Below are 26,809 nucleotides of genomic sequence, written 5' to 3' on the forward strand. Positions count from 1 at the left end.
TTGCTTTGCGGGCTGCACATTACCTGTGCCAAACAGCCGCGCTACTTAAGGTCACACAGATGGACATGCAATCCCGAATTCGCCAGCTTTTCCAGGCCAGCATCGACACCAAGCAACAGGCGATGGACGTACTTGCACCGCACATCGAGCAAGCCAGTCAGGTCATGGTCAATGCCTTACTCAACGAAGGCAAAATGCTTTCGTGCGGCAACGGTGGTTCGGCCGGCGATGCCCAGCATTTTTCCTCCGAGCTGCTCAACCGTTTCGAACGCGAGCGCCCGAGCCTGCCGGCCATTGCGTTGACCACCGACTCGTCGACGATCACCTCGATCGCCAATGACTACAGCTACAACGAAATCTTCTCCAAGCAGATCCGCGCCCTCGGCCAGCCGGGCGATGTATTGCTGGCGATTTCCACCAGCGGCAACTCGGCGAATATTATTCAAGCGATCCAGGCCGCACATGATCGCGAAATGATTGTCGTAGCCTTGACCGGTCGCGACGGCGGCGGCATGGCTTCGCTGCTGCTGCCAGAGGACGTGGAGATTCGCGTCCCGGCCAATGTCACTGCACGTATCCAAGAAGTTCATCTGCTGGCGATCCACTGCCTGTGCGATCTGATCGACAGCCAACTGTTCGGGAGTGAAGAATGACCGTTAATCGCCTCAGTCTTTTAGCCATTACGCTGTGCGTCGCCATCAGCGGCTGCAGCTCGGCTATCACCGCTACACGGGACACCCCTATCCAGGACGACCGGGGCACACGCACCTTCGGCAGCACCATCGATGATTCGCTGATCGAAACCAAGGTCAAGGTCAACGTCGCCAAGGCTGCTACCGACCTGGGCAACGGTGCCTCGCGCATCGTGGTGACCAGCTTCAACGGCGTGGTCCTGCTCGCAGGCCAAACGCCCCGAGCCGATCTCAAGGCCCAGGCCGAGCAAGCCGCCGCCGGTGTGCAACGCGTCAAGAAGGTCCACAACGAACTGCAGGTCATGGACCCGATCACCCTCCTGGCCATCAGCAACGATGCCTTGCTGACCACCAAGATCAAGGCCCAGATGCTCACCGACAGCGCCGTCCCAGGTTCACGGATCAAGATCGTCACCGATAACGGCATCGTCTACATGATGGGCCTGCTGACCCAGGCAGAGGCCACCCGCGCCGCCAACCTGGTGCAGGGCGTGTCGGGCGTACAGAAGATCGTGAAGGTGTTCGAATACATCGACTGATGTAGACACACAGCCACAAAAAAGGGCGCCGTGCATTGACTGCACGGCGCCCTTTTTTGTGCCTAGCGTTTACTGGTATTGCTGGTACGGATTGCCTTGGAACTGGTTGTTCTGCTGTGGCGCCTGCTGCTGACCAGGCTGGCCGTATTGCTGGCCAGGGATCGGGCCGAGGTTGACCTCGACACGACGGTTCTGGGCGCGGCCATTCACGTCGGCGTTGCTGGCAATCGGGTTATCCGGGCCGGCACCGCGCGCGCTCAGGTTGGCACCGTTGACACCTTGGGAGGTCAGGTAGTTGGCCACGCTCTGCGCACGGCGCTGGGACAGGTCCATGTTCAGTTGACGGCTACCGGTGCTGTCGGTGTAGCCAACGATCTGGATGGTGTTCTGGTTGAACTGCTTGAGGGAGTTGGCCAGGTTGTTCAGCGGCTGATAGAAGCTGCTGGAGATCGCGTCCGAGTTGGTGGCGAAGGTGATGTTGCCCGGCATGATCAGCTTGATCTGGTCACCCTGGCGCTGCACTTCCACACCGGTGTTGGCCATGCTTTCACGCAGCTTTTTCTCTTGCTGGTCGGCGTAGTAGCCATAGCCCGCCGCACCGGCACCCGCAACGACTGCGCCAATCAGCGCGCCCTTGCCACGGTTGTTATGGTCGATGGCCGCACCGGCCAATGCACCCGCCAGCGCACCGAGGCCGCCGTACTTGGCGGTTTTGCTCATGCCGCTTTCGGAACCATTGCTGGCCTGCCCCTGGCTGCCGTCATAAGGGTTAGGTGAAGCGCAGCCAGACAACAGGGCTACGGCGGTAGCGACAACAAGCAGACGACGCGGAGTGAACATGAAGGAAGCTCCTACTTTTGCATTCTGTGATGCAGAGGACATTGGCAATGGACCTGTGCCGAGTTTGGAACGCGACAAACGGCAAAAATTCCGTGGTGAGGTGCGTAAAGCATAGCTGTCTTTGGCTCGGCCCTGTGTCTGTGGCGAGGGAGCTTGCTCCCGCTGGGGCGCGAAGCGGCCCCGCTTTTTGTTTATGGGACTGCTGCGCAGTCCAGCGGGAGCAAGCTCCCTCGCCACAGTCCTGACTGATAGGCCCGATCACGCACGCACGAACGGATTCTCGCGCATCTCATCCCCTAGACACGTATCCGGCCCATGCCCAGTGACCACCATCGCGCCTTCGTCCAGCGTATACAAGCGCTGCTTGATCGACCGCACGATCGTCGCCTGGTCGCCTCCCCATAAGTCCGTGCGCCCCACGCCGCGACGAAACAAGGTATCGCCGGCGATCAACAGCTTCGCGTCAGCAAACCAGAAACTCATCGAGCCCGGCGTATGCCCTGGGGTGTGCAAGGCTACGCCACAGCCGCAGGCCAATTCTTCGTCATGCTCCAGCCAGCGATCCGGCGATGGCACCGGGACGTAGGGCACGCGAAACATCTGGCATTGCATTTCCAGGTTGTCCCATAAAAATTGATCATCTTTGTGCAGGTGCAGCGTGGCGCCGGTCTTTTCTTTCAATTGGCCGGAGGCCAGGAAATGATCGAGGTGAGCATGAGTGTGGATAATGCTCACCACCTTCAGGCCCAGCGCATCAAGGCGTGCCAGGATCAACTCGTGATTGCCGCCGGGGTCGACTACGATGGCCTTTTTAGTGATCGGGTCGCCAATGATGGTGCAGTTGCACTGCAACGGGCCGACGGGAAAGGTTTCGCGAATCAACGGTTGTTTTTCAATAGTCATGGGTGTCCTGCAAGCTCTCTGGCGCGTTCCAAGTGCAGTATGGTGTAGCTTGCCCCTGCTCTGGAAGGAGTCGATTGCGCGATCTATCCGCTGCTAAGCTACACAAGCGCCATTGAAATCCCCTGCTGCAGTCAGTCGCATTTGGAGCAACACCCATGGCGAATCAACAGATCATCTGCGAACACTGCGACTGCGTGTACGAGAAAGTCACGCTCGCCAAACATCAAAAAGCCCTGTGTGTGCGTTGCTCTGGCGTGCTGCAGCGCTACAACGGCCTGTCGGTGCAACAACGCCTCGCCCTGACGGTGACCGCTGCAGTGCTGTGGACCTTTGCCAATTTTTATCCAGTGATGAGCATCAGCCTGCAGGGCTTGAAAAACAGCGCGACCCTCTGGGATTCAGTCGTTGCACTGAGCCTGGGGCCGATCACGTTCATTGCCTTGGTAGCGGCGATTTCCATCATTATCGCGCCGGTGTTTCAACTGCTGTTGCTGATCTGGGTGCTGAGTTTCGCCCTGGCCGGCAGGCGCTCGCCGGCGTTCAAGCTGTGCATGCGCTGGCTCGAAGCGCTCAGGCCCTGGAGCATGCTGGAGGTGTGCCTGTTGGGCGCGATGGTCGCGGTGTTCAAGCTGGCCGGTATGCTGGATGTGATCCCTGGCACCGGCCTGTTTGCCTTGGCCGCCCTGAGCCTGTTGCTGATCCGTATTGCCGGGCGCGATGTGCGCGACCTGTGGGACACCGTATGAATTCACCGCCCACCGCCAGCGAGCTGAACCTGTGCCTGTGCCACACCTGCGGCCAGCCCTGCGACATGCGCCTTGAGCCCACCGAGTGCGATCGCTGTGGCGCCGCGCTGCATCGGCGCAAGGTGCAGTCCCTGACCCGAACCTGGGCCTACATGCTCACTGCCCTCGCCTTTTATGTCCCGGCCAATTTATTGCCGGTGATGAACACCACCATGCTCGGCTCGGGCGCAGACAGCACCATCATGAGCGGCGTGCTGGAGTTCTGGCAGCATGGCGCCTGGGACATTGCGCTGATCATTTTCATCGCCAGCATTGCCGTGCCGGGCATCAAGTTCCTGTCGCTGGGGCTGCTGCTGGTCACCGTGCAGCGCAATAGCCAGTGGGCGCGCAAGGAGCGTTCGAAGCTGTTTCGGTTTATCGAACTGATCGGCTACTGGTCGATGCTCGATGTCATCGTGGTCGCCCTGGTGGCCGCGCTGGTGAAGTTTCAAGCCCTGGGCACGATAGAACCGCGCCTGGGCATTCTGTTTTTTGGCCTGGTAGTTGTGTTTACGATGCTCGCGGCCATGAGTTTTGATCCCCGGCCAATCTGGGAAAACCCACATAACGAGGAGACCTCGGATGAGCTCATCCAAGGCTGACACCCCTGCGGGGCAACCCGTGATCAAGACGCGTCGTTTCAGCGTTTCGCTGGTCTGGATCGTGCCGATTGTCGCCGTGCTGGTGGGGATCTCGCTGGTGATTCACAGCGTCATGCAACAAGGGCCGACCATCGTCCTCAACTTCAAGACCGGCAGCGGCCTGGTTGCCAACAAAACCGAGGTCAAATACCGCAACGTGGTGATCGGCCAAGTAACCGCCGTGGCTCTGAGTGATGACCAGAAAAGCGTCAATGCCACCGTCGAGCTGGTCAAACAGGCCGAAAGTTTCACCCGCGAAGATTCGAAATTCTGGGTGGTGCGCCCGCGCATCGGCGCAGGCGGCGTGTCGGGCATCGACACGTTGTTGTCCGGCGACTACATCGGCGCAGACATCGGCCAATCCGAGACCCGCGCCAAGCACTTCACCGGTTTGGAAAACCCGCCGCCCATCACCTACGGCGAGCCGGGCAAGCGCTTCACGCTGCACACCCAGGCCCTGGGCTCCCTGGACATCGGCTCCCCCGTCTATTACCGGAAGATCCCGGTGGGCCAGGTGGTGGCCTATGAGCTGGACAACGAGGGCAAGGGCGTGAATGTCGAAATCTTCGTGCATGCGCCCAATGACGTGTACATCACTGAAAACACGCGTTTCTGGAATGCCAGCGGCGTCGACTTGAGCGTTGGCGCCAACGGTTTCGCACTGAAAACCGAATCCTTGTCGTCCATGTTGATGGGCGGGATTGCCTTCCAGGCCCCGCCCTACAACCCCAATGACAAACCGGCCGAAGAAAGTCGCAGCTTTGAGTTGTTCGAAGACCAGCAAAGCGCCCTCGCCCCGCCCAACGGCAAGGGGCAATACATGGTCCTGCGCTTCGATCAGGCCCTGCGCGGGCTGAAAGTCGACGCACCGGTGGAGTTCCTCGGCGTCGAGTTCGGCAGGGTTGTATCGATCAACCTGGATTTCGATGCGAAGAAACGCACCTTCCCGGTCAACGTCGGCATCGTGATCTACCCGCAACTGCTCGGCGAGGCCCACACCAAGCTGCTCAAAGCCATGAACAATAACCCTGACGATGAGGCAGCCGGCGTACGCCTGATCGGCACCTTCATCGAAAACGGCCTGCGCGCCCAGGCCCGCAGTGGCAACTTGCTGACCGGCCAGCTCTACATCGCCCTGGACTTCTACCCCAAGGCGGAAAAAGTCGCGTTCGACCCGAACCAGCGCCCCGTGGGCATCCCAACGATCCCGGGCAACCTGGAACAACTGCAGGAGAAGTTCGAAGGCATCGTCAACAAGATCAGCCAACTGCCTGTCGAGCGCATTGCCGGCAACCTCGACGCCAGCCTGGTCGAACTGCGCAAAGGCCTGGCGCAATTCAACGCCAAGACGCTGCCGGGTGTGCAGACGACCTTGACCGACGTGAGCAAGACCCTGCAATCGGCCAGTTCCACCCTGGCCGAAGACTCGCCGCAGCGTGAGCAACTGACCCAGACCCTCGACGAGTTGGGGCGCATGTCGCGCTCCCTGCGCGAGCTTTCGGATTACCTGGGCCGGCATCCGGAGTCGCTGATTCGCGGCCGCCCCGATAACGCCGCACCGACGGACCTGCAAGGGCCACCCCGCAAATGACCATTGGAGCCGCCATGACAATGCCGCTGAAGATCACGTTGCTGAGCGCCCTGCTGCTGCTCGGTGCCTGTCGCAGTGAACCCATCGCTTTTCATACCCTGACCCCGGCGCACTGGAGCCCGAGCGCACGAGCAGATGCCGGCGGTGTGCGCATTGAGAGCATCAGCGTGCCGCCCCAGGTCGACCGCGCGCAGATAGTGATCCGCCAGGGCGACAGCGGCCTGGCGATTCTTGAAACCCAGTGGTGGGCCGCCACCCTCGCCGATGAGCTTAAGAGCGCCTTGGTGGATCAGTTGGCCAACAGCAATGCCCGGCAAGCCGTGGCTTTGCGCGTAGATGTGCAGCGTTTTGACTCGGTACCGGGGCAGTACGCGCTACTCGATGTGCGCTGGCGCCTGAGGCAAGTCAATGGTGATCGCCCCGCCTTGACCTGCCGCACCACCTTGCAATCACCCGCCGGGCTGAGCATCGACGAGTTGGTGGTGGCGCATCAGAACAACCTCAAGCGTTTTGCGGCGCTGATCAATCAAACCGTCGACACCTCGCTCAAAGGCTGCCCGACCACGCCATAAACCCTGGGCTCAGGCCAGCAAGCCCATGGACTTGGCCCGCGCCACCGCCTGGGTACGACGCTCCACGCCGAGCTTGCTGTTGATATGGCTGGCGTGGGTCTTCACCGTGTGCAGGGAGATGAACAGCTGGTTGCTGATTTCCTGATTTGAACAGCCTTGGGCAATCAGTTGCAGAACCGCCAGCTCTCGGGTGCTGAGGGTTTCCTGTTGAGGTGTGGCTTCAACTGTGCTGGCTTGGGGCAGCAACGCCAGCAAGCTCTGGTTGAGCAGCCCATGGGGATCTTTGCCCAACTGCTCGCGCATCCACTGCGGGTAACCCTCCAACAACCGTTGAAACGGCTGCAACGCACCGCCCGAACCGGCTTCCAGGGCACGGGCGAATACCGGCCTGGCCTTGGCCTCCTGGCCGTTCTCTAGAAGCAACTGCACCTGCTGGACCAGCGCCATCAGGGCAATCATCTGGCGCCCACTGTCATGGGCCTGCTGGGCCAGCGCTTCCAGGCGTTGCAGCGCGCTGTCGGGTTGATGGCGCGTGGCATCGAGTGCGGCTTGTTGCAGCTCGATATGTTGCGGCAGGTGTGGATGAAACTCGGGGGCGGCCGCGGCGTGCTCGCCGTTGTAGGTCTGCCCCAGGCGGGCCAGCCAGGCGTCGGCCAGGTCAGTGCGCCCTTGGGCCAGCCAGAGCTCGCATTTGATCAGGGTGATCATCGCCAGGTAATAGATCGGCGGCACATCCCAGATGTGCATCAAGCGTTCGGCCTCGGCCAGTTCGGCAAAGGCATTGGCAAACTCCCCTCGCCGCCCTTCGAAGCTGGCGATGACACAGTGCCCGATCAGCACGCTGATATCGCGGCAGGCGCGGGCCTCGGCCAGGCCGGCGCGCAAACGCGCCAGGCCGGCTTCGGGCTGGTAACGCACCAACAGCAGGTAGCCTTCGTAAAGCGACAGCCGTGCGCGCACGGCATACAGGCGCTGGGGCGCCAGCCCATGCAGGCGCTCAAGGCCCTGGCGGACTTCATCCAGGGAACGCAGGATCTCCCCCCGCGCCTGCAGCACCCGCGCCCGGTCGTAATGGGCCAAGGCTTCAAACAAGGGGTTACCAACGCGCTGCGCCAGTTCCAACGATTCGCGGTTCAGGCCACGGGCGCGCCACAGGTCGGCATCGACAATCGCCAGGTTGGACAGGGTCGAAAGGCACATCAGGCGCTGGCCGTAACGCTTTTGCGGCAAGCTTTCCAACGCTTCGTTGCAATAGCGCTGGGTCAGCTCACGGTCCCCGCGCCCACGGGCAATAATCCCGCTCAGCGCCAACCATTGGGCCAACATGGATTTTTGCGCGGTGGCCGATGGCGCCGGCAGGAAGCGGCTGAGGTAACTGGACAGCTCCTGCGCTGCATCCAATTGGCATGCCAGCCCAAGCGCCCAGCTGTACAGCACGATCAAACGCGGCGTGCTGATCAGCAGGCTGTCGGGCAGGTCCATCTTCCAGCGCAGCAGCATGCCGATGTTCTGCTCCGCCAACAGTTGCTCCTCGGACAGGTTCTGCACCAGGTTAGCCGCCACATCCAGATGCCCGGCCCGCAGCGCCTGCTCCACCGCCTCGTCGATCAAGCCCTGGGCGTTAAACCAGCGGCAGGCGCGCAGGTGCAAGCTGGCCGGCGGCAAGGTGGCGCTTTTCTCGCGGCGGGTGCGCAACAGGTCGGAGAACAAATGGTGATAGCGGTACCAGTGCCCTTGCTCATCCAACGGCACCAGGAACACTTGATGAGCCTGCAAATAGCGCAGGATTTCTACGCTGTCATGGGCCTCGCGGACGGCGTCGCATAGTTCGCTGCAAAAGCGCTCCTGTGGTGCGGTGTCGTACAAGAACGCTTGCACCTCCGCAGGCAGGCAGTCGATAACCTCTTCGAGCAGGTAATCGCGAATCAGCCCTTCGCCACCGTGCAGGCTTTGCGGCAAGGCGCCCTCACTGCCAGCTTCGGAGGCCGCCAACAGCCAGAAACGCAGGCCGGCGACCCAGCCCTCGCTACGGCGGATCAGGTTTTCCAACGCCTCACCGCGCAACGCATTGCTGTGCCCATCCAGCACCGCCAGGGCCTCGTCGTGGGTCAAGCGCAGGTCTTGCTCATGCAGTTCCAACAGGTGTCGCGACAGACGCAAGCGTGCCAGGTGCCAGTCCGGGCGCTGCCGGCTGGTGACCAGCACCACCAGGCCATCAGGCAAATGATTGAGAAAAAACTGCAGGCAGCGATCCAGCACCGGGCCCTGGGCCAGGTGATAGTCATCCAGCACCAGCAATAACGGCGAGCGTGCAGACAGGTGCACTGCCAGTTCGTCGAGCAGGCCATCGAGCCATTCTTCGAAGGCAAAGGGTTGGTGACGCTGGCGCATTTTCAGCAAACCCAGGGATTGGGCGCCGAGTTGCGGGAAATACTGTTGCAAGCCGTCGAGCAGCCGCTCCAGGAAACGGCCGGGGTCGCTGTCCCGAGGGCTCAGGCCCAACCACAGGCTTTGCCACTGGTCTGGCAAGCCCTGGCAAAACTCCACCGCCAACGAACTCTTGCCGAACCCCGCGGGCGCGCTGACCAGCAACAGTCGCCCATCGAGGCCCGCATTCAGCCGTTCGCACAGGCGCGGGCGCAGCACGTAGCCGTCAGGCAGCGGGGGCCGGTAGAAGCGGCCTTCCAGGGGCGGCATCACCACACTGGCAGGCCCATGGGTTCGGGACAGATCAGTCATCGCCGGGCTCTTGTAGAAGGCTGTTGTCGGCATTGCAGATGTCCGCAGACTAGCGGTAAAAGCGGCGGGATTGTAGATCTTTGCAACAAATGGCTGAAAAAGAACTGCGACAAGAAATATCCCGTCCAGCCGCCAAGCAAGAAGTAGGAGCGAGCTTGCTCGCGAAGCACTCAAAAAAAACGCGCCCATCCAGGATGGGCGCGTTCTCGTTGACGACCTTCGCGAGCAAGCTCGCTCCTACAGGTTAGCGAACACCATCCTGGCGCAGGGCCGCGGGGGTGAAGTCGCTGGTGCTGGCGGTGAAGCCGAAGTCATAGGCCTGCTTCTCTTCGTTCTTCATGCCCAGGGCCAGGTAGCGGCCGGACTGCAGGTCGTAGAGGGTTTCCAGGGCGTACCACGGCACTTGCTTGTCGTAGTAGTTCTCGCCATGGGCCTCGGCGACGCGCCACAGTTGGCCGCGACCGTCGTAGTGGTCGATCACCGCTGCTTGCCAGGTGTCTTCGTCGATGTAGAAGTCACGCTTGGCGTAGATGTGGCGCTGGCCTTCCTTCAAGGTGGCGACCACATGCCAGACACGGCGCAGCTCGTAGCGAGCCAGGTCCTGGTTGATGTGGCCAGCCTTGATGATGTCGGCGTACTTGAGCTTGGGATCGTCGATCTTGTAGCTGTTGGAGGCAATATAGATTTCTTTCTTGCCTTCCAGCTTCCAGTCGTAGCGGTCCGGCGCACCGTTGTACATGTCGAGGTTGTCGGAGGTGCGCAGGCCATCGGCGGCAGTACCCGGCCCGTCATAGGACACTTGCGGCGCCCGACGCACACGGCGCTGCCCGGCGTTGTAGACCCAGGCCGAACGCGGCTCTTTGACCTGGTCCAGGGTTTCGTGCACCAGCAGTACACCACCGGCCAGGCGCGCTGGCGCAGTCACTTGCTGCTTGAAGTAGAACAGCACGTTGCCTGGGTTTTTCGGATCGAAGTCCTTCATCTTGTCGCGGAACACGAACTGGTCGCGGAAATACACCAGGCTGTAGGATCCGTTGGTTTGGGGGGTGGCCTGGGTGACCAGACGGGTCACGCTGCCGCCTCGATAACGGGTGATGTGGTTCCAGATAACCTCAACGCCGCTCTTGGGAATCGGGAACGGGATGGCGGTTTCGAAGTTTTCCAGGCCGTTGCCGCCGGACACCAGGTTGGTGGTGGTGGCGTTTTTCTTGATCGAGGCAAACACCTCAGCCGGCACGGTGGCGCCGCGATGGGTTGGGTACACCGGCATCTTGAAACTGTCGGGGTAACGCTTGAACATCGCGTATTGCCCGGGGGCCAGCTTGTCTTTGTACTGCTCGACGTTCTGCGCGGTGATGGTGAACTGCGGTTGCTCGCTGGCATACGGGTTGGCGAGGAAACCACGGGCGTCCACCGCGCCGGCATTGGTCGGCAATGGCGACCATTTTGGAATGGTGCCGGCCGCGTTACCAGCCATCTCGGCGCCCATCGGGGTCAGGGTCGTGCCGAGCTTGGCGGCTTCATCTGCCGAGACTGCCGCCATGACGTTACTCGCCAGGATCGACAGCCCAAGCACACCCACGTGCAACAGACTTTTTGTTATTTTCATGCTCTGGTCTTCCTGAATACATGCCACTTGAAAAGAGTGTGCTTAGAAGTTGGCGCCGAAGCTCAAGGCGACAAAGTCGCGGTCATCCACGGTGCTGAACTTGCCACCAAAGAAGTTGGTGTACGCCAGGCTCGCGGTGTAGGTGTTCTGGTATTCGGCATCCAGGCCCAGGCTGACCGCCTTGCGACCCTCTTCAAAGTTGCCGCCAGGGCCTGGCGAGTAACCTTTGACGTCATGGGACCAGGCCACGTTGGGCTTGAGGTTCACGCCCGCGAACACGTCCGGGTATTCCCAGATGGCACGGGCGCGGTAGCCCCATGACGTTGCGGTGGTATAGCCGTCGTTATTGCAATTGGTGTTCAAGCCAGCAGCGTTGGGCAAGCCGGCGCCGTTGGCGGTGGAGTTGTTGAGGGCGTTGCAGAACCCACCTGGCAGCGTGCCTGGGCCGAATACCGGGTCGCGGCCATAACGAGCCTGGGATTTGCTTTCCAGGCCACCCACGTGGGTCACGCCGATTTCACCGACGGTGGTGAGGCGGCTGGCGCCCATGACCTGGTCGAAGAAGTGCGTGAAGGTGGTCTGGAACTGGGTGACTTCCTTGCGGTTGTAACCGTGCAGGTCCTGGCCCGGCGTGCCCTTGAGCACGGACGCATTGCCAAAGCCCGGGATCGGCGTGACACCGGCGAACAGAATGTCAGTGGTGCTCAACTGCACCGGTGCATTCGGACGGTAGCTCAACTCACCACTCCAGGCGGTGCCGGTAGGCAAGGTGGTGGAGAAGCTCAGGCCGTAGAGGCGAATATCTTCCGGGTACTCGACGAAGTAGTTCGAGCTGCCCGCCACGATCAACGGCCGCAAGGCCCCCAGTGGCCCCAGCGGACGCGTGTAGGCCGCCGATGGCGCGCCCTGCGCACTGAAAATCGGCGCACGGCTGTGGTAGTTCATGAAGTAGGCGCCGAATTCGGTATCCAGCGGTTCGAAGTTGTAGCGCATGGCCACGCCGAACTGGCCGCTGTCGCGGGCATCACGGTCCGGCCCACGGCGCACCAGCACGCCCTCGCTGTTCACGTCCACACCCAAGGCACCCAGAGTCGGCAGGGCGGCGGCAGGAATGGTGGAACGCTTGTTCAGTACCCGCAGGTTATTGCTGCAACCATCGGAGATCACGTCCGGCTGCGAGAAGAAGGTGCCGCAGTTATCGGTAACGGTTTGGTCCCACTCCAACTGGTAAAACGCCTCGGCCGACAGGTTGTCGGTGAGCGACTGGGACACGTAGAACATGTTCACCGGGATCAAGCCTTCCTTGATCTCGGCCCCCGGACGACGAAACGCCGACACGTCGATCGGGTTGATGGAGTTGATGCCGCCGCCGATGAAGGTACTTTCGCCCCAGCTCACGACCTGCTTACCAAAACGCACGGAACCCGGCGCATCGGCAATCGAGTAGTTGTGGTAGACGAATGCATCGAGAATCTGCCCGCCCGAAGACTTGGCGCCTTCCTTGCGGTTGTTGTCGCTGATGTCCTTGAACGGACGGCTTTCGTCCTTGAGTTCGAAGTCGTACCAGTATTTGCCCCGCACAAACACACCGGTGTCGCCGTACTTCAGTTCCAGGTCGTGGATGCCCTTGAAGATCTTCGAGAACGTCTCGCCGCGCTTGAAGTTCAGGTGGCCGTCGTCGGAGGTCTGGGACAAGCCCTTGCCGCCGTTGTTGGCACCGATCAGGTCACGATTGGGTTTGGCCGTGGACCAACTCGCCCCCACGGAAAGCGACGAGTCAAAGCTCCCTTCGATTTCACCAATGTTGAAACTGACGCCGAATGCCGGCCCGGCGAGCGTAGAAGCGAGGCTGACGGCCAGGGGCAGTCTTGCCCGGCGCCAGAACTGGTTTACTGAGGTCATCGACGCTACTCCATGTGCATATTTTATTGTTATGGCAGTGAGCCCTTTCTTCAGATGTAACGGCCGGGATACAACGATTCCAATGCCGAATCGCCACCGAGCCTCCATGGCTCGAAGCGCAACATCCGCGAAAAACTCTGAAAGGGACTATAGCCAGAGGGGGGGTAGTGCTTGATCCCTCTAAAGTGTGATTTGCATCACCAACCTGTCTGCCACAACCCTTTCGCCACGCCGACGAAGGTCGACGTCGGAAGAATGGCTGAAATTCGGCAAATCACAAGTAAAGGCTTGATATAGAGCATTGCCGCGCCCGAACGGGCGCGGCGAAAGGGTTTAGAGCGTGGACAGGAACGTGCTGTTGTTGGCCTGCCACTCGATGATGTCGACGCGGATACGTTTCTTGTCGAGCTTGCCGACACTGGTCTTGGGAATTTCAGTAACAACGGCGATCTGGCTCGGGATCGCCCACTTGCTCAAATGGCCCAGCTCGACAAAAGGCTTGAGGTGTTCCTTGAGCTCTCGCGCATCGATCACATGCCCTTCACGCACCACTAACAAGGCGAAGGGGCGCTCGCCCCATTGCGGATCGGCAATGCCCACCACCGCCACCTCCCGCACCGCCGGGTGGCGGCTGACCAGGTCTTCCAAGGCCAGGGAAGAGATCCATTCACCGCCGGTCTTGATCACATCCTTGATGCGGTCGCGGATATCAATCACGCCGAAGGCATCCAGCGTGGCCACATCACCGGTGTGCAGCCAGCCACCGGCCCATAGCTCGGCGCCCTTGTGCGGCTCGTTGTAGTAACCCTCGGTCAGCCACGGCGCGCGCAGCACCAGTTCGCCCTGGGTTTCGCCATCGGCGGGTAAGAAACGACCGTCGGTGTCCATGATTGCCGCCTCGACCAACGGGCCCGGCACTCCGGCCTTGATGCGGTAGGTGGTGCGCTCGTCTTCGCTGCCGGCCATCAACTCATCATTAAGGTGAGCGCAGGACACCAGCGGCCCGGTCTCGGACATGCCATACGCGGCGGTCAGTTGAATGCCACGGGCCTTGGCGGCTTCGTACAGCGAACGATTGAGGGCGCTGCCGCCGATGACGATTTTCCAACCGCCGAAATCCACGCTCTGCGCAGCCTTGGCGTTGAGCACCATTTGCAGGATGGTCGGTACGCAGTGGGAGAAAGTCACCTTCTCCTTGCGCCACAGTTCCACCAGGTATTCCGGGTCGTAGCGGCCGGGGTACACCTGCTTGAGCCCAAGCATGGTCGCCACATACGGCAAGCCCCAGGCGTGTACGTGGAACATCGGCGTGATCGGCATATATACATCGTTGGTGCCCAGCAGGCGCACACTGTCGACGCTGCCCATGATGGTCGCCACGCCAATGGTGTGCAGCACCAGTTGCCGATGGGTGAAGTACACGCCCTTGGGGTTACCGGTGGTGCCGGTGGTGTAGAAGGTGGTGGCGACCGAGTTTTCGTCGAAATCCTCGAAGTCATAGGTGGGGCTGGCGGCGGCCAGCAGGGTTTCATACTCACCCACCAGGTTGGGTAGCTCGGCGGTGTGGGTGTCACCATCGGTAATCAACAAGGTTTTGTCGACGGTGGTGAGCTGCCCGGCAATGGCCTGATAGAGCCCCACGAACTCACTGTTGACCAGCACAAAGCGGTCTTCGGCGTGGTTCATGGTGTACAGAATCTGTTCTGGCGACAGGCGCACGTTGATGGTGTGGATCACTGCGCCGATCATCGGGATGGCGAACATGCACTCCAGGTAGCGGTGGCTGTCCCAGTCCATCACCGCCACGGTATCACCAGCCTTGACCCCGGCTTCGGTCAGCACATTGGCCAGGCGCGCAACGCGCTCGATCAGCGTCGGGTAGCTGTAGCGCAGCTTGTCGCGGTAGATAATTTCCCGGGTTTTCTCGTAGCGAGTCCCGGACATCAGCAGACGCTTGATCAACAGTGGGTATTGGTACGCACCTTCGGCGGGCGGGATAACACGGGTCTGCAACATAAGAATCCCTTTAATGACTGCTCGGTCTTGGCTTGAAGACCTGCACTGTAGAGCGCTTATGTTTCAGCCAAATCAGCCAAAGGAATGATTTGCAGGGACCCGCAAATGCTAGCGTTACGCCACTACCGCGAACCTACTGAGACCCAATGTGGGAGCGGGCTTGCTCGCGAATGCGGTGATTCAGTCAACGATATACCGGCTGACACTCCGCATTCGCGAGCAAGCCCGCTCCCACATTTGGACTGTGCTTACTTGAGAAAAATGATTATTTCATGCTGGTAAAGGCCAGCTTCACCCCGATGGCAATCAACACCGCCCCCATGGTCCGATCAAACCAGTGGCCCATCTTCGCAAACCCGGCACGCACGCGTTGCTGGCTGAACAACATGGCCACCAGGCAAAACCATAAGGCCGTGGCCACCGCCAGGTACACACCGTAACCAGCCTGTACCGCCAGCGGCGTGTGGGGGTTGATCACCACGGTGAACAGTGACAGGAAGAACAGCGTGGCCTTGGGGTTCAAGCCATTGGTCACAAAACCTGCGGTAAACGCGCCGCGTGGGGTGCGCTCGCCCGCTTCACGGTGCAGCTCGCCCTCGGCGGTGGGCTTGGCCGGCTGCGCACGCAGGGCCTTGAAGCCGATATATAGCAGGTACGCCGCGGCAGCCCATTTGAGCGCATTGAACAACACGATGGACTGGGACACGATCAAACCGATCCCCAACAGCGAATAACCCACATGCACGAAAATCGCCGTGCCGACGCCCAGGGCCGTCCAGGTGCCGGCACGGCGGCCGTGGGTCACGCTTTCACGCACCACCACGGCGAAATCCGGGCCGGGGCTGGCCACCGCCAATAAGTGAATCAAGGCTACGGTCAAAAACTCGGCGACGTACATGCTCACTCCATTAAGTAACTGATTATTTCATCTGATAGGCTCGGCAGATTACGCCTTCGAACCTCGTCGCAAAAGGTACAGTTGATCATGAACAATCGCCGCGCCGTCTTCCTCGACCACCCTTCCCTGGACTTGGGCGACCTCGACCTCAGCGGTTTGCATGACTGCTTCAGCCAGTTGCAGTTGTTTGAACAGACCACGCCAGAAAATGTGCGGGAGCGCTTGCAGGGCGCCCAAGTCGCCATCAGCAATAAAATCCCGCTCACGGCCCAAACCCTGGCGGCCTGCCCCGAGCTCAAGCTGATCCTGGTATCGGCCACCGGCACCAACAATATCGACCTTGAAGCCGCCCGCGCCCAGGGGATTACCGTGAGCAACTGCCAGGGCTACGGCACGCCGTCGGTAGCACAACATACGATCATGCTGTTGCTCAACCTCGCCACGCGCTTGAAGGACTACCAACAGGATGTGGCCGCTGGCAAATGGCAGCAGGCCAAACAGTTTTGCCTGCTGGACCATCCGATCGTCGAACTGGAAGGCAAAACCCTCGGCCTGCTCGGCCATGGTGAATTGGGCAGTGCCGTGGCACGCCTGGCCGAGGCATTCGGCATGCGCGTGATGCTCGGCGCGATACCTGGGCGCCCTGCCCGCGCCGACCGTTTGCCGCTGGACGAATTGCTGACCCAGGTCGATGCGCTGACCCTGCATTGCCCACTCAATGAACACACCCGCGACTTTATCGGCGCTCGCGAACTGGCCTTGCTCAAGCCCGGCGCATTTGTGGTCAATACTGCGCGCGGTGGTTTGATCAATGAACAGGCCCTGGCCAATGCGCTGCGAAGTGGTCACCTTGGCGGCGCAGCGACTGACGTGCTGAGTGTCGAGCCGCCAGTCAATGGCAACCCGCTGCTGGCTGGAGACATTCCACGCTTGATCGTCACACCCCACAACGCCTGGGGCAGTCGCGAAGCACGGCAGCGCATCGTCGGCCAACTCACGGAAAACGCCCAGGGCTTTTTCAACGGCGCCCCGCTGCGCGTCGTCAGTTGATAAACTGCGCCCCTTTTCAAGGAGCAGACTATGGATCCGCGCAGTGAAGTACTGCTTCGCCAGGCCGAACTTTTTCAAGGCAACCTGCTGCTCGTAGGTTTGCCTGCCGACGATTTGCTTGGGCGCCTGCCCAATGCCCACGGCTGGTGCTGGCATGCCGGTGACCAGGCGGCGCTCAATGCGCGCTTCGCAGAGCGCAGCCAGTTTGGCGTGACGGTGCCCGAGCGCGCTTTTGATGCGGCGGTGATTTTCCTGCCCAAGTCCAAAGACCTCACCGACTACCTGCTCAACGCCGTGGCCGCTCGCCTGCCTGGCGCCGAGCTGTTTCTGGTGGGCGAGAAAAAGGGTGGTATCGAAAGCGCCGCCAAGCAGATGGTTCCGTTCGGCAAACCGCGCAAGCTCGATAGCGCACGGCATTGCCAGCTGTGGCAGGTCACCGTCGCCAACGCGCCGCAAGCCGTGGAGCTTGAGAGCCTGGCGCAGGTCTTCGACGTACCGCTGGCCGAAGGCCCGCTGAAGGTGGTGAGCTTGCCCGGTGTGTTCAGCCACGGCCGCCTGGACCGCGGCACCGAACTGCTGTTGGAACATCTGGACAAACTGCCCAGCGGTCATTTGCTCGATTTCGGTTGCGGCGCCGGAGTGTTGGGGGCTGCGGTCAAACGCCGCTACCCGCATAACACGGTGACGATGCTGGATGTGGATGCCTTTGCTGCCGCCAGCAGTCGCCTGACGCTGGCAGCGAACGGCCTGGAAGCCGACGTGTTGACCGGTGACGGTATCGACGCGGCGCCCATGGGTTTGAACGCTATTTTGAGCAACCCGCCGTTCCATGTCGGCGTGCACACCGATTATTTCGCCACGGAGAACCTGCTGCGAAAAGCAGCGAAACACCTGGCAAAAGGTGGTGAACTTCGCTTGGTTGCCAATAGCTTCCTGAAGTACCAGCCACTGATCGAAGAGCATTTGGGCATCTGCGCGATCAAGGCCGAAGGCAACGGTTTTCGCATTTACCGCGCCAAGCGCCCCTGACGGAGGTTTGAAAAAGAACGCTTGCCGAATGGGTTTTGCCTAGGCAGAATCCGCAGCGTCCTAGGGGAGTAGTCTCCCACGAGCCCATGCTCGTCCGGCATACGTCAACATACTTGGTCAGCAGACCATGGCGTATGCGACCCAGGAGTCCGCACAGACGGACCGGGGTTTGACAAGACCTATGACACGCACACCTTACCCGGGGCGGGAAGGCTGTACGTGTCATAGCCGTGTCGACCCGCCCCTGGAAACTAACCTGATGCTGGATTCACTACTCGTTCCTACCGCAATCGTTGCCCTGGCCGAAATCGGCGACAAGACGCAACTGCTCGCACTCATCCTTGCTGCTCGCTTTCGCAAGCCCTGGCCGATCATCGCCGGCATCGTCGCCGCGACCCTGGCCAACCATGCGGCGGCCGGTGCCGTGGGCGCCTGGTTCGGGAGTTTCTTCTCGGATGCGGTGCTGCACTGGATCCTCGCCGCGAGCTTCTGCGCCACGGCGCTGTGGACCCTGGTGCCGGACAAACTCGATGATGACGAAGCCAGTACCACCCGTAAGTTCGGGCCCTTCCTGACCACCTTGATTGCGTTCTTTCTCGCCGAAATCGGTGACAAGACCCAGATCGCCACGGTGATGCTGGCCGCGCAATACCCGGAATTGTGGCTGGTGATTATCGGTACCACCCTGGGCATGTTGATTGCCAACGTACCGGTGGTGCTGGCAGGGAATTTTGCCGCGGAGAAACTGCCGCTGACCTTGATTCGTCGATTGGCGGCAACAGCGTTCTTCATCCTGGCGATTATTGCGGTATACAAGGCCATGCAAAGCAGCGGCTGGCTGTAAACCGATCAGAACGAGAGGAGCGGGCTTGCCCTACATACGTGTAGGAGCGAGCTTGCTCGCGAAAAACTCAGCGGCGCCGCGTTTATTCAGGCAGCACGCGTTATCGTTGACGTTTTTCGCGAGCAAGCTCGCTCCTACAGGATCAGGACTTCTTGGCCTGCTGGTAGAGCGGCATCACCTTCGGAATCGCCGCCTGCAAGGACGCGATGCGGCTGTCGGAAGCCGGGTGCGTGCTCATGAATTCCGGCGGTGCGCCTTCCGAAGCCTTGGCCATCTTGTTCCACAACGTGATGGCCGCGTTCGGGTTGTAACCAGCGCGGGCGGCCAGTTCCAGGCCGATCAGGTCGGCTTCGTTTTCATTGCTGCGGCTGTTGGGCAAGGTCATGCCGTAGTTGGCCACGGTATCGGCCAGTGCCAGGCTGTCCTGGCCGAGACCGAATATTGCCCCGGCGCCCTGCTTGGCCATCTGGATACCGTAAGCCTTGGACATGGCTTCGCGGCCGTGCTCACGCAAGGCGTGGGCGATTTCATGGCCCATCACGGCGGCCAGTTCGTCATCGGTGAGCTTGAGGTTGTCGATCAAGCCGCTGTACACCAGGATCTTGCCGCCAGGCCCGCAGTTGGCGTTCATCTCATCGCTTTTGATCAGGTTCACGTCCCAGTTCCACTGGGCCGCATCCGCGCGGAAAGTCGGAGCCTGGGCGATCAGGCGCTTGGCAATGGCCTGCACGCGCTTGGCGTTGGCGCTGGTCTTGTCCAGCACCCCTTTGCTGCTGGCTTCACCCAGGGTCTGCTGATAAGACTGGGCATACATTTGGTCGACTTCCTGGCTCGACAGCATGCTGAACATGTACTGCTTGCGCTCCACCCCAACGGCGCCGCCGCTGGTGGTATTGACCGACTGACAACCCGCCAGCAGCATCGCTGCAACCAAACCGCTTACCACCAATGACTTCTTCATGAACACGCTCCCTGAAAACATGGCGCGTATCGTAGGCGGTCATTGGTATCTGCGCCAGATACACCAGACGTTTAACCGCTGAATTTCAGATACATCCGAACGCGACCGGACTGGCAAAGCTCACGCCGGGGTCAGGCACTCGGGCCCATTGAGCTTCGGATCGTTGACCATATTGGCCAGCACCCGCTCGCGCAGCACGGCAGGCTCAGCCGCCAGCAGGCCCTGCAATACATGCAGCGGTGTCTCGGGGTCGAGCCAGGCGGCCTGCCCTGCCGCGTCCAGAATCAACGGCCGGCGCTGGCTTTGCGCCGCTTGGGTAACCACCGCCGTGCTCAGCCATACCTGCTCCTGCACCGGATACGCTTCCCACACTGCGGCAAAGAACAACGTGGAGCCCTCCCCCGGTGTGAGCCAGTACGGGCGCTTGCGCTGGGTGCCGCGCCACTCATAAAAGCCATTGGCGGGCAGCAGGCATCGGCGCTGGCGGAATGCTTCGCGAAACATCGGTTGTTCGGCCAGGGTTTCAGCGCGGGCGTGGGCCGGGGTGCGCGACAGGTCTGTCAGCCAGGGCGGCGTCAGGCCCCAGCGGGCACGCGCCAGGGTGAGTTGGCCCTCGCTCAAGCGCTGGATCAGCACCGAATCATTGGGGGAGATGTTCCACTGGGCCTGCTGGTCGGCGGGGAAGCCGGGCAAGGCAGCAAAGGCAGGGTTCCAGCGAAACAGGGCATAACGTCCACACATGGGGCAACACGACTCTTGGGTAAACCGACGGACAGCCTAACAGACCAATACGTCGGGGAAGCTGTCGGGTTCGTCGCCGGGCAACGGTTGGGCGCCGATATAGGCGGTGATCAGCTCGCGGGCACAGGCGGCCTGGTCGTTGTCGACCTCCAGCCCCAGCAAGCCAAATATCGGCAACTCGCCCGTGCCCCCGAGCAAATGGCGCCCCACCAGATGCGCCTCGATGCCTTCACTGGCAAGCATCTGCTGCAGCAACTCGCCCTCCATGAGATTTTCCGGTTCGTAGATTCGCTGCATGGGCGTACCTGTTATTCATTTTCGCTACGGGTTTCAAGCATCCACTCATCACCATGGACTTGCAGGTCGAACGTGATCGGCCGGCAACACACTTGGCAGTCTTCTATATAGGTCTGGTCACCACCGGACAAATCCACCGTTGTCTCGACCGCTTCGCCACAATAAGGACAATCGTACAGCGCACTTTCGAGCATCGCAGTCTCCCAGGTGACTTGTGCGTATAATCGCCGGTCTATTTACAGGGCTATTCTTGGCCGGCCCCTTATTCGGACCGCACCCTGGCATTTCCTTTTACTTACCCTAGCCGTTTCTAACAAGAGAGCATGATGGGCGAATTCGATACCATCCGACCTTACAACGACAGCGAAGTCCCGGCAGTGCTGGCGCGTCTGTTCAGTGACAAGGCCTTTCTGGACATACTGACCCACTTCCGCTTCCCGCGCTTTGCCGGCGCCTTGGGCTGGCTGCTCAAGCCGATGATCGCGCGCAAACTACGCCGTGAGTTCGCCGGCGTCACCACCGTGGCTACGCTGCAAGACAAAGTCGAGTACTACGTCGACCACACCATTGACCGGGCGACCGACGGCGTGACCTATACCGGCGTCGAACAATTGAAATCCGGCACCGCCTATCTGTTCCTGGCCAACCACCGCGACATCGTGATGGACCCGGCCTTCGTCAACTACGCCGTGTACCACGCCGGCCTGCCGACGCCGCGCATCGCCATCGGTGACAACCTGCTGCAAAAGCCGTTTGTCAGCGACCTGATGCGCCTGAACAAGAGCTTCATCGTGCACCGTTCGATCACCGGGCGAAAGGAGAAGATGGCCGCTTACAACCTGCTGTCGGCCTACATCAACCATTCGATCCGCAACGACTGCCAGTCGATCTGGATCGCCCAGGCTGAAGGCCGGGCCAAGGATGGCGATGACCGTACCGAATCGGCGATCCTCAAGATGTTCCACGTCAGCCGCAAGGACGAGCCGTTTGCCGAGGTCATCCAGTCATTGAACCTGACGCCGGTGTCCATCAGCTACGAGTACGACCCCTGCGATGCCGCCAAGGCCCGCGAGCTGTATATCCGCGCCACCACCGGCACCTACACCAAGGCACCGGGCGAGGATGATGTGAGCATTGCCCTGGGCATCACCGGCTATAAAGGCCGGGTGCACGTGAACTTTGCGCCGCCGATCACCGAGCGTTTTGAAGACACCAAGCTGCTGGCAGTGGAAATGGATCGGCAGATCCTCGGTGGTTACCGCTTGTTTCCGGTGCATTACCTGGCGTACGCGCAGTGGAGTGATGCCGACCCACAACTGCAGGTGCCCAAGGCGGCGGACGTGTTCCCGGCCGATGAGCTGGCCAAGGCCAAGGCGGAATGGGAGCGGCGCTTGAACGAGTGCCCGGCGGAGCACCGACCTTATCTGGTGGTGCAGTATGCGACGCCGGTACGCAACCAATACCGAGTCAAGGCCGGGATTCCTCTGTAAGCATCCATCCAAAATATGTGAGCAGGCTTGTGTGGGAGCGGGCTTGCTCGCGAATGCGTTGGATCAGTTAAAGATGCGCGGGCTGATACACCGCCTTCGCGGGCAAGCCCGCTCCCACATTTGATTTTGCAGTGGAATTAGAAGTGGGTGCTCAGCCAGGAGATGGCCAGGGCCAGGCCAAGGCAGGCGAACCCGACGCGGTACGCCAGACGATGCGCCCGTTCGGTGCGTGTATCCAGAAACAACATCGGCTGGTCGATAGCGCGCTCTTCGCTGCGCAGGGCCAGGTCGGCCATCGCACGTTGCGCATGCAGGCGGGTGATGAACAACACCCAGGCGCCCGAGCAGGCAACCAACAGGGCAACAATATTGATGAGCAGTGCGGGCAGCGCCATCGCAAACCTCGGTGAACCAGTCTTCGGGTATCAGTCCAGATACATACCTGAACGACAGTCGCCTCCTGCGCCTTAGATGCTCCTTCCCCATTGACGGCTAATGTATCCAGTAATTTACGCCGTCACCTGAACGTCACCTTAACAAGCCACTCTGTTGCCCTTCGACGCTTGAGGAGCTTGTCATGTTGCATGCGCAAAACCAGGATCGGCTGTATCTGATCGCCCAGAGCGAGGAGCAGGAGGCGCTGATCGGCAGCCTCGCGTTCAACGTTCAGGACCGCCATTGGCTGGTGTATTGCGCCCTCGGCGGACACCAGCACGCCGACCTGCCGGAGCTGGATCTGCTTACCGGTGTGAGCATGCTGGATTTTTATGTCGATACAGCGGCATGACAAAACCACAGGCACAAAAAAACCGGGCTCAGCGATGAGCCCGGTTTTTTTGTGAGCGGCTTATTGCGCGCTGAGCAGTTGGCCGATGCTTGGGTCCTTGAACAGACGGGTCAAGGCATCGCTGAGCACGTCGCTGACCAGCTTGGTGTTGGTTTCCTGGTTGGGCGACATGCCGAAACGCTGGTTGAGCGAGGCAGCGTAGCGGCCACTGTAACGGCGGGTGCCGGCACTGACGTCAGACTTGAAGGTCGCGCCGATGGAAGCCTCGGTCACATACAGGCCGTCTTTGGGCGACTGGTATTTCAGCTCGGCCAGGGTCACGGTCAGTTGTGGCACGCCTGGGGAGTTGGTCGGCGTAAAGCCCAACAAACGCACGGCGGCTTCAGCCTGGGCCTGCAACTTGGGCAGCACATCCTGGCCGGTCACCGAAATCAGTGCGGTCTCCGGATACAGGCCGCCACGCGAGCCCAGGGTCGGCGACGGACGACCGTCAACCACGCGTACCGAGACCGGCTGGCCGTGGCCTACCGCAGCCAACGGCGCAGTGACTTTAGGTTGCGGGCTGAGTTGTTGCGGGCTGTTGGCGCAGCCGACAAGGGTCAAACTGGTCACAGTGATCAAACCGAACAACAGGCGTTGCAACATCGCATTTCTCCAGGACTAGGTGCAGACAGGTCGCCAGTATAACGGTGCACGCGCGCCACTCACCAGCGATCCTGAACGGTGGCTGAAGCCCCGGTGCAAATTACAAATTCGCATAAATTCGTCACCCCAGTGTCATGCCACACTGGCAACCTTCAAGCATGTAACACACCAGGTACACAGCCATGCGCCTTCTCAAGACCCTGTTCATGTCACACGCCCGCCATCGCCACTTTGCCTTGCTCGATGCCAAAGGCCATTGCCAGGCATTCAAGCAATGCAGCCTGCCGCCCGTCGGTGAAGGCTGGGTGGAAGTGACAGAGACTCACCTGGGCTGGATGCACCGCCCACTGCCGGCCAGCGCCCGCGTCAGCCCGCAGGTTTTTCGCGCACAACACCGGCAAGCGTTGGCCTCCTGACCGGGGCTCTAATAAAAGTCATAAAACACGCCCATTTCCCTGACGTTCTTCGCTACAATCTCCCCCCGATTATAAGGACGTCTCCTGATCGGGCCTCGCAGCATCGTTAATGCCCAGGCATTAGCCCCCAAAATCGCCCACAGAGAGCCGCCCACACAGATCGAGTGAAGCTGGCGTGCTTGCTGTTTCCTTTGCAAACCACCCCGTCTTTTATCGAATCTGCCAGAGCTGCCATTGCGCTCGGCCACTTGAGTTGTTTGCCCGTTTTGTCGCATGTCGGCAGAGGTTTGCGGGCCAGGTGCCAGGCTGGGGCAGCCCTTTTTTGAGGTTCACGTCTTCAAAAGAGCGTGAAAAAAACGGGTTTTCACAACTTCACAAGAGTGTGGCGAGCAAATGAATAGTTTGGCGTTTGTACAAGCACCATCAGCGTCTGGGTCAGCCCAATTACACAGGATCGAGCCTTCCTCAAAAACCGGAGCTTGAGCCTGTCCGCTACGGATTGGTTGCACGAATCGCACGCTTTGACCATAAGTCGAATTGCCACAGGCGCCCATGAATGCGTTCATAGGCAGATTAGCCCGGCAGGAAGCGTGTGCTGAAGTTGCAAAGAATTGCGAATCGGACATGGCGATCCTGGCCATGGGTAACCTGGGGCAACACGTGAACCGCCCCGTCACTCCTGGCAGCCATGCCGACAATTTGGTGCTGCAGATTTTGGAGACGCGTTAAATGGCGCATAACGAAGCAGTCGACGTAGTACTGGTAGGGGCCGGCATCATGAGTGCCACCCTGGCCGTACTCCTCAAAGAGCTCGACCCCGGCCTCACGCTGGAAGTCGTTGAGCTGATGGACTCGGGTGCCGCGGAGAGTTCCAACCCGTGGAACAACGCCGGTACCGGCCACGCGGGGCTGTGCGAGCTGAACTACACGCCGCAGGCCGCCGATGGTTCCATCGACATCAAGAAAGCCGTGCACATCAACACCCAGTTCGAGGTGTCGAAGCAGTTCTGGGCTTACCTGACCAAGAAGGGCACCTTTGGCTCGTCCAAGTCGTTCATCAGCCCGGTGCCGCACCTGAGCTTCGTGCAGGGCGACAAAGGCGTGGCCTTCCTCAAGAAGCGCTTTGAGACCCTCAGCCAGCACCACGCGTTTTCGGACATGCACTACACCGAAGACCGCAGCGAAATGGCCGAGTGGATGCCGTTGATGATGCCGGGCCGCCCGCTCGACGAAAAAATCGCCGCCACCCGCGTGATGAACGGCACCGACGTCAACTTTGGCGCGCTGACCAATCAGTTGCTCAGCCACCTGACCAGCTCGCCGGACGCCCAGGTCAAGTACTGCAAACGCGTGACCGGCCTCAAGCGCAACGGCGCAGGCTGGACCGTGAGCATCAAGGACGTCAACAGCGGTAACAGCCGCGACGTGGATGCCAAGTTCGTATTCCTCGGCGCTGGCGGTGCGGCGCTGCCGTTACTGCAGGCTTCGGGCATCGAAGAGAGCAAAGGCTTCGGCGGCTTCCCGGTGAGCGGCCAGTGGTTGCGCTGCGACAACCCGGAAGTGGTCAAGCAGCACCAGGCCAAGGTCTACAGCCAGGCTGCCGTGGGTTCGCCGCCGATGTCCGTGCCGCACTTGGACACCCGCGTGGTGGATGGCAAGAAATCCCTGCTGTTCGGGCCATACGCCGGTTTCACCACCAAGTTCCTCAAGCACGGCTCGTTCCTTGACCTGCCGATGTCGATTCGCGCCGGCAACATCGGCCCGATGCTGGCCGTGGCCCGCGACAACATGGACCTGACCAAGTACCTGGTCAGCGAAGTGCGCCAGTCCATGGAACAGCGCCTGGAATCCCTGCGTCGCTTCTACCCTGAGGCGAAAGCCGAGGACTGGCGCCTGGAAGTGGCCGGCCAGCGCGTGCAGATCATCAAGAAAGACCCGAAGAAAGGCGGCGTGCTGCAATTCGGCACCGAGCTGGTGGCGGCCAAGGACGGTTCGCTCGCGGCGCTGCTGGGCGCGTCCCCAGGCGCTTCGGTCACCGTGTCGATCATGCTCGAGCTGATTGAACGCTGCTTCCCGCAGAAGGCTGCCGGTGAATGGGCGAGCAAGCTGCACGAGATCTTCCCGGCGCGGGAAAAGGTCCTGGAGACCGATGCCGAGCTGTATCGCCAGATCAACACGCAGAACAACATCAGCCTTGAGCTGGTGGAACCTGTAGGAGCGAGCTCGCTCGCGAAAAACGTCAACGATAACGCAGCGCAAGTGGATTAACGCAGCGCTCTCAGGTTCTTCGCGAGCAAGCTCGCTCCTACCGTTAAAAGCCAAACGCCCCGGACTCTTATGAGGCCGGGGCGTTTTTTTGTGGCTCGGATAATCAGCCGCGGGCGTTGTCGATCAGCTCGATGTATTCGGCGGCGTTGCGCTGGTCTTTGATCAGGTCGACGAAGGTCTGGCCATGCTCGTCCTTGCCATCCAGGTCCAGGCCTGCTTCTTTGAAAAAGCCCAGGAAACGCTCGAAGTCGTCGATACGCAGGCCGCGATAGGCCTTGATCAGTTTGTGCAGGGATGGCGACGTCGCATCAACCGGCTCGAAGTCCAGGAACAACTTGATCTGGTCGTCACCGATTTCGTCGCCGATCACCTGTTTCTTATCTTTACGCATTACCGACTCCAGCCTGCAGACATTTACACGGGACTGGAAGTCTACCTGCGCGAAGCCGGATGTGGGAGGGGGCTTGCCCTAATACCTGTAGGAGCGAGCTTGCTCGCGAAAAGCTCAAAGGCGCCGCGTTTATGCAGGAAGCACGCGTTATCGTTGATGTTTT

General features: G+C 60.6%; 27 protein-coding genes and 1 riboswitch. Of the genes, 13 read left to right on the forward strand and 14 right to left on the reverse strand.

Annotated features, from left to right (window positions below; all coding sequences use genetic code 11):
• Positions 1–59 precede the first annotated feature (59 nt).
• Together ODQ19_RS01500 and ODQ19_RS01505 are read left to right on the forward strand one after the other, a co-directional pair.
• Entirely contained in the window at positions 60–653 is a 594-nt protein-coding gene (locus ODQ19_RS01500; RefSeq protein WP_007904374.1) for a phosphoheptose isomerase, read from the forward strand.
• Positions 650–1,231 (forward strand): BON domain-containing protein, encoded by a 582-nt coding sequence (locus ODQ19_RS01505; RefSeq protein WP_003188655.1) that lies wholly within the window; start codon positions 650–652, stop codon positions 1,229–1,231. Before ODQ19_RS01500 ends, ODQ19_RS01505 begins: the two co-directional genes overlap by 4 nt.
• 69 nt (positions 1,232–1,300) lie before the next feature.
• On the opposite strand, the gene ODQ19_RS01510 is transcribed toward ODQ19_RS01505, so the two are convergent.
• Positions 1,301–2,071 (reverse strand): OmpA family lipoprotein, encoded by a 771-nt coding sequence (locus tag ODQ19_RS01510; RefSeq protein WP_019816951.1) that lies wholly within the window; start codon positions 2,069–2,071, stop codon positions 1,301–1,303.
• 258 nt (positions 2,072–2,329) lie between these two features.
• Positions 2,330–2,974 (reverse strand): MBL fold metallo-hydrolase, encoded by a 645-nt coding sequence (locus tag ODQ19_RS01515; protein WP_330209183.1) that lies wholly within the window; start codon positions 2,972–2,974, stop codon positions 2,330–2,332.
• A gap of 155 nt (positions 2,975–3,129) precedes the next feature.
• Between ODQ19_RS01515 and ODQ19_RS01520 the strand changes: the two genes are divergently transcribed.
• From ODQ19_RS01520 to ODQ19_RS01535, 4 genes are read left to right on the forward strand one after another with little or no spacing between them, the layout of a single operon-like run.
• A complete protein-coding gene (locus tag ODQ19_RS01520) occupies positions 3,130–3,720 on the forward strand; it encodes a paraquat-inducible protein A (RefSeq protein WP_014716964.1) in 591 nt (196 codons plus the stop codon).
• Positions 3,717–4,361, forward strand: a complete 645-nt coding sequence (locus ODQ19_RS01525; RefSeq protein WP_330209184.1) for a paraquat-inducible protein A — start codon at positions 3,717–3,719, stop codon at positions 4,359–4,361. The genes ODQ19_RS01520 and ODQ19_RS01525 overlap by 4 nt, the downstream gene beginning before the upstream one ends.
• Entirely contained in the window at positions 4,342–5,991 is a 1,650-nt protein-coding gene (locus tag ODQ19_RS01530) for a PqiB family protein (RefSeq protein ID WP_003188647.1), read from the forward strand. The genes ODQ19_RS01525 and ODQ19_RS01530 overlap by 20 nt, the downstream gene beginning before the upstream one ends.
• A gap of 14 nt (positions 5,992–6,005) precedes the next feature.
• Positions 6,006–6,563, forward strand: a complete 558-nt coding sequence (locus ODQ19_RS01535) for a PqiC family protein (protein WP_330209185.1) — start codon at positions 6,006–6,008, stop codon at positions 6,561–6,563.
• Between the two features lie 9 nt (positions 6,564–6,572).
• On the opposite strand, the gene ODQ19_RS01540 is transcribed toward ODQ19_RS01535, so the two are convergent.
• From ODQ19_RS01540 to ODQ19_RS01560, 5 genes are all read right to left on the reverse strand, one after another.
• Positions 6,573–9,302 (reverse strand): LuxR C-terminal-related transcriptional regulator, encoded by a 2,730-nt coding sequence (locus ODQ19_RS01540; RefSeq protein ID WP_330209186.1) that lies wholly within the window; start codon positions 9,300–9,302, stop codon positions 6,573–6,575.
• Positions 9,303–9,546: 244 nt separating this feature from the next.
• A complete protein-coding gene (locus ODQ19_RS01545; protein ID WP_116667170.1) occupies positions 9,547–10,911 on the reverse strand; it encodes a DUF1329 domain-containing protein in 1,365 nt (454 codons plus the stop codon).
• A 42-nt stretch (positions 10,912–10,953) separates the two neighbouring features.
• A complete protein-coding gene (locus ODQ19_RS01550) occupies positions 10,954–12,813 on the reverse strand; it encodes a DUF1302 domain-containing protein (RefSeq protein ID WP_003188640.1) in 1,860 nt (619 codons plus the stop codon).
• A 333-nt stretch (positions 12,814–13,146) separates the two neighbouring features.
• Positions 13,147–14,829 (reverse strand): fatty acid--CoA ligase, encoded by a 1,683-nt coding sequence (locus ODQ19_RS01555; RefSeq protein WP_330209187.1) that lies wholly within the window; start codon positions 14,827–14,829, stop codon positions 13,147–13,149.
• 265 nt (positions 14,830–15,094) lie between these two features.
• Positions 15,095–15,727: a LysE family translocator gene (locus tag ODQ19_RS01560; RefSeq protein ID WP_057701570.1), complete on the reverse strand. Its 633-nt coding sequence runs from the start codon at positions 15,725–15,727 to the stop codon at positions 15,095–15,097.
• 84 nt (positions 15,728–15,811) lie between these two features.
• Here ODQ19_RS01560 and ODQ19_RS01565 point away from each other — a divergent pair, with 84 nt between their 5' ends.
• The 3 genes from ODQ19_RS01565 to ODQ19_RS01575 all read left to right on the forward strand — a co-directional run bounded on the left by ODQ19_RS01565 (position 15,812) and on the right by ODQ19_RS01575 (position 18,650).
• Positions 15,812–16,777 carry a 2-hydroxyacid dehydrogenase gene (locus tag ODQ19_RS01565; RefSeq protein WP_330209241.1) on the forward strand — a complete coding sequence of 322 codons (966 nt, stop codon included), beginning with the start codon at positions 15,812–15,814 and terminating at the stop codon, positions 16,775–16,777.
• Between the two features lie 30 nt (positions 16,778–16,807).
• Positions 16,808–17,806 carry a class I SAM-dependent methyltransferase gene (locus ODQ19_RS01570; RefSeq protein WP_330209188.1) on the forward strand — a complete coding sequence of 333 codons (999 nt, stop codon included), beginning with the start codon at positions 16,808–16,810 and terminating at the stop codon, positions 17,804–17,806.
• A gap of 50 nt (positions 17,807–17,856) precedes the next feature.
• Positions 17,857–17,977, forward strand: a riboswitch (yybP-ykoY riboswitch).
• Between the two features lie 88 nt (positions 17,978–18,065).
• Positions 18,066–18,650 carry a TMEM165/GDT1 family protein gene (locus ODQ19_RS01575; RefSeq protein ID WP_073843267.1) on the forward strand — a complete coding sequence of 195 codons (585 nt, stop codon included), beginning with the start codon at positions 18,066–18,068 and terminating at the stop codon, positions 18,648–18,650.
• A 142-nt stretch (positions 18,651–18,792) separates the two neighbouring features.
• Here the strand turns inward: ODQ19_RS01575 and ODQ19_RS01580 are convergent, their stop codons facing one another.
• The 4 genes from ODQ19_RS01580 to ODQ19_RS01595 form a co-directional block, all read right to left on the reverse strand.
• Entirely contained in the window at positions 18,793–19,611 is an 819-nt protein-coding gene (locus ODQ19_RS01580; protein WP_014716953.1) for a M48 family metallopeptidase, read from the reverse strand.
• 120 nt (positions 19,612–19,731) lie between these two features.
• Complete coding sequence (locus tag ODQ19_RS01585) at positions 19,732–20,352, reverse strand: SOS response-associated peptidase (protein ID WP_116667166.1); 621 nt, start codon at positions 20,350–20,352, stop codon at positions 19,732–19,734.
• Positions 20,353–20,388: 36 nt separating this feature from the next.
• On the reverse strand, positions 20,389–20,649 hold the full coding sequence (locus ODQ19_RS01590; RefSeq protein WP_032893538.1) for a putative signal transducing protein: 261 nt from the start codon (positions 20,647–20,649) through the stop codon (positions 20,389–20,391).
• An 11-nt stretch (positions 20,650–20,660) separates the two neighbouring features.
• On the reverse strand, positions 20,661–20,843 hold the full coding sequence (locus ODQ19_RS01595; RefSeq protein WP_116667165.1) for a CPXCG motif-containing cysteine-rich protein: 183 nt from the start codon (positions 20,841–20,843) through the stop codon (positions 20,661–20,663).
• A gap of 132 nt (positions 20,844–20,975) precedes the next feature.
• On the opposite strand from ODQ19_RS01595, the gene ODQ19_RS01600 reads away from it, so the two are divergent.
• The gene (locus ODQ19_RS01600) at positions 20,976–22,139 is read left to right on the forward strand and encodes a 1-acyl-sn-glycerol-3-phosphate acyltransferase (RefSeq protein ID WP_186559221.1); all 1,164 of its coding nucleotides are present in this window, start codon (positions 20,976–20,978) and stop codon (positions 22,137–22,139) included.
• 137 nt (positions 22,140–22,276) lie between these two features.
• Here the strand turns inward: ODQ19_RS01600 and ODQ19_RS01605 are convergent, their stop codons facing one another.
• Positions 22,277–22,534: a hypothetical protein gene (locus ODQ19_RS01605; protein ID WP_014716948.1), complete on the reverse strand. Its 258-nt coding sequence runs from the start codon at positions 22,532–22,534 to the stop codon at positions 22,277–22,279.
• Between the two features lie 182 nt (positions 22,535–22,716).
• On the opposite strand from ODQ19_RS01605, the gene ODQ19_RS01610 reads away from it, so the two are divergent.
• Positions 22,717–22,926: a hypothetical protein gene (locus tag ODQ19_RS01610; RefSeq protein WP_003188620.1), complete on the forward strand. Its 210-nt coding sequence runs from the start codon at positions 22,717–22,719 to the stop codon at positions 22,924–22,926.
• Positions 22,927–22,986: 60 nt separating this feature from the next.
• On the opposite strand, the gene ODQ19_RS01615 is transcribed toward ODQ19_RS01610, so the two are convergent.
• The gene (locus ODQ19_RS01615) at positions 22,987–23,571 is read right to left on the reverse strand and encodes a YajG family lipoprotein (protein ID WP_014716946.1); all 585 of its coding nucleotides are present in this window, start codon (positions 23,569–23,571) and stop codon (positions 22,987–22,989) included.
• A 182-nt stretch (positions 23,572–23,753) separates the two neighbouring features.
• Between ODQ19_RS01615 and ODQ19_RS01620 the strand changes: the two genes are divergently transcribed.
• Positions 23,754–23,987, forward strand: a complete 234-nt coding sequence (locus tag ODQ19_RS01620; RefSeq protein ID WP_116667163.1) for a hypothetical protein — start codon at positions 23,754–23,756, stop codon at positions 23,985–23,987.
• A 729-nt stretch (positions 23,988–24,716) separates the two neighbouring features.
• Positions 24,717–26,255 (forward strand): malate dehydrogenase (quinone), encoded by a 1,539-nt coding sequence (mqo, locus tag ODQ19_RS01625; RefSeq protein WP_330209189.1) that lies wholly within the window; start codon positions 24,717–24,719, stop codon positions 26,253–26,255.
• Between the two features lie 103 nt (positions 26,256–26,358).
• Here the strand turns inward: mqo and ODQ19_RS01630 are convergent, their stop codons facing one another.
• Entirely contained in the window at positions 26,359–26,646 is a 288-nt protein-coding gene (locus ODQ19_RS01630; protein ID WP_003188614.1) for a PA4642 family protein, read from the reverse strand.
• Positions 26,647–26,809: the final 163 nt, after the last annotated feature.

This window comes from Pseudomonas sp. AM4(2022) (genome assembly GCF_036346515.1).
Lineage (GTDB): Bacteria > Pseudomonadota > Gammaproteobacteria > Pseudomonadales > Pseudomonadaceae > Aquipseudomonas > Aquipseudomonas paracarnis.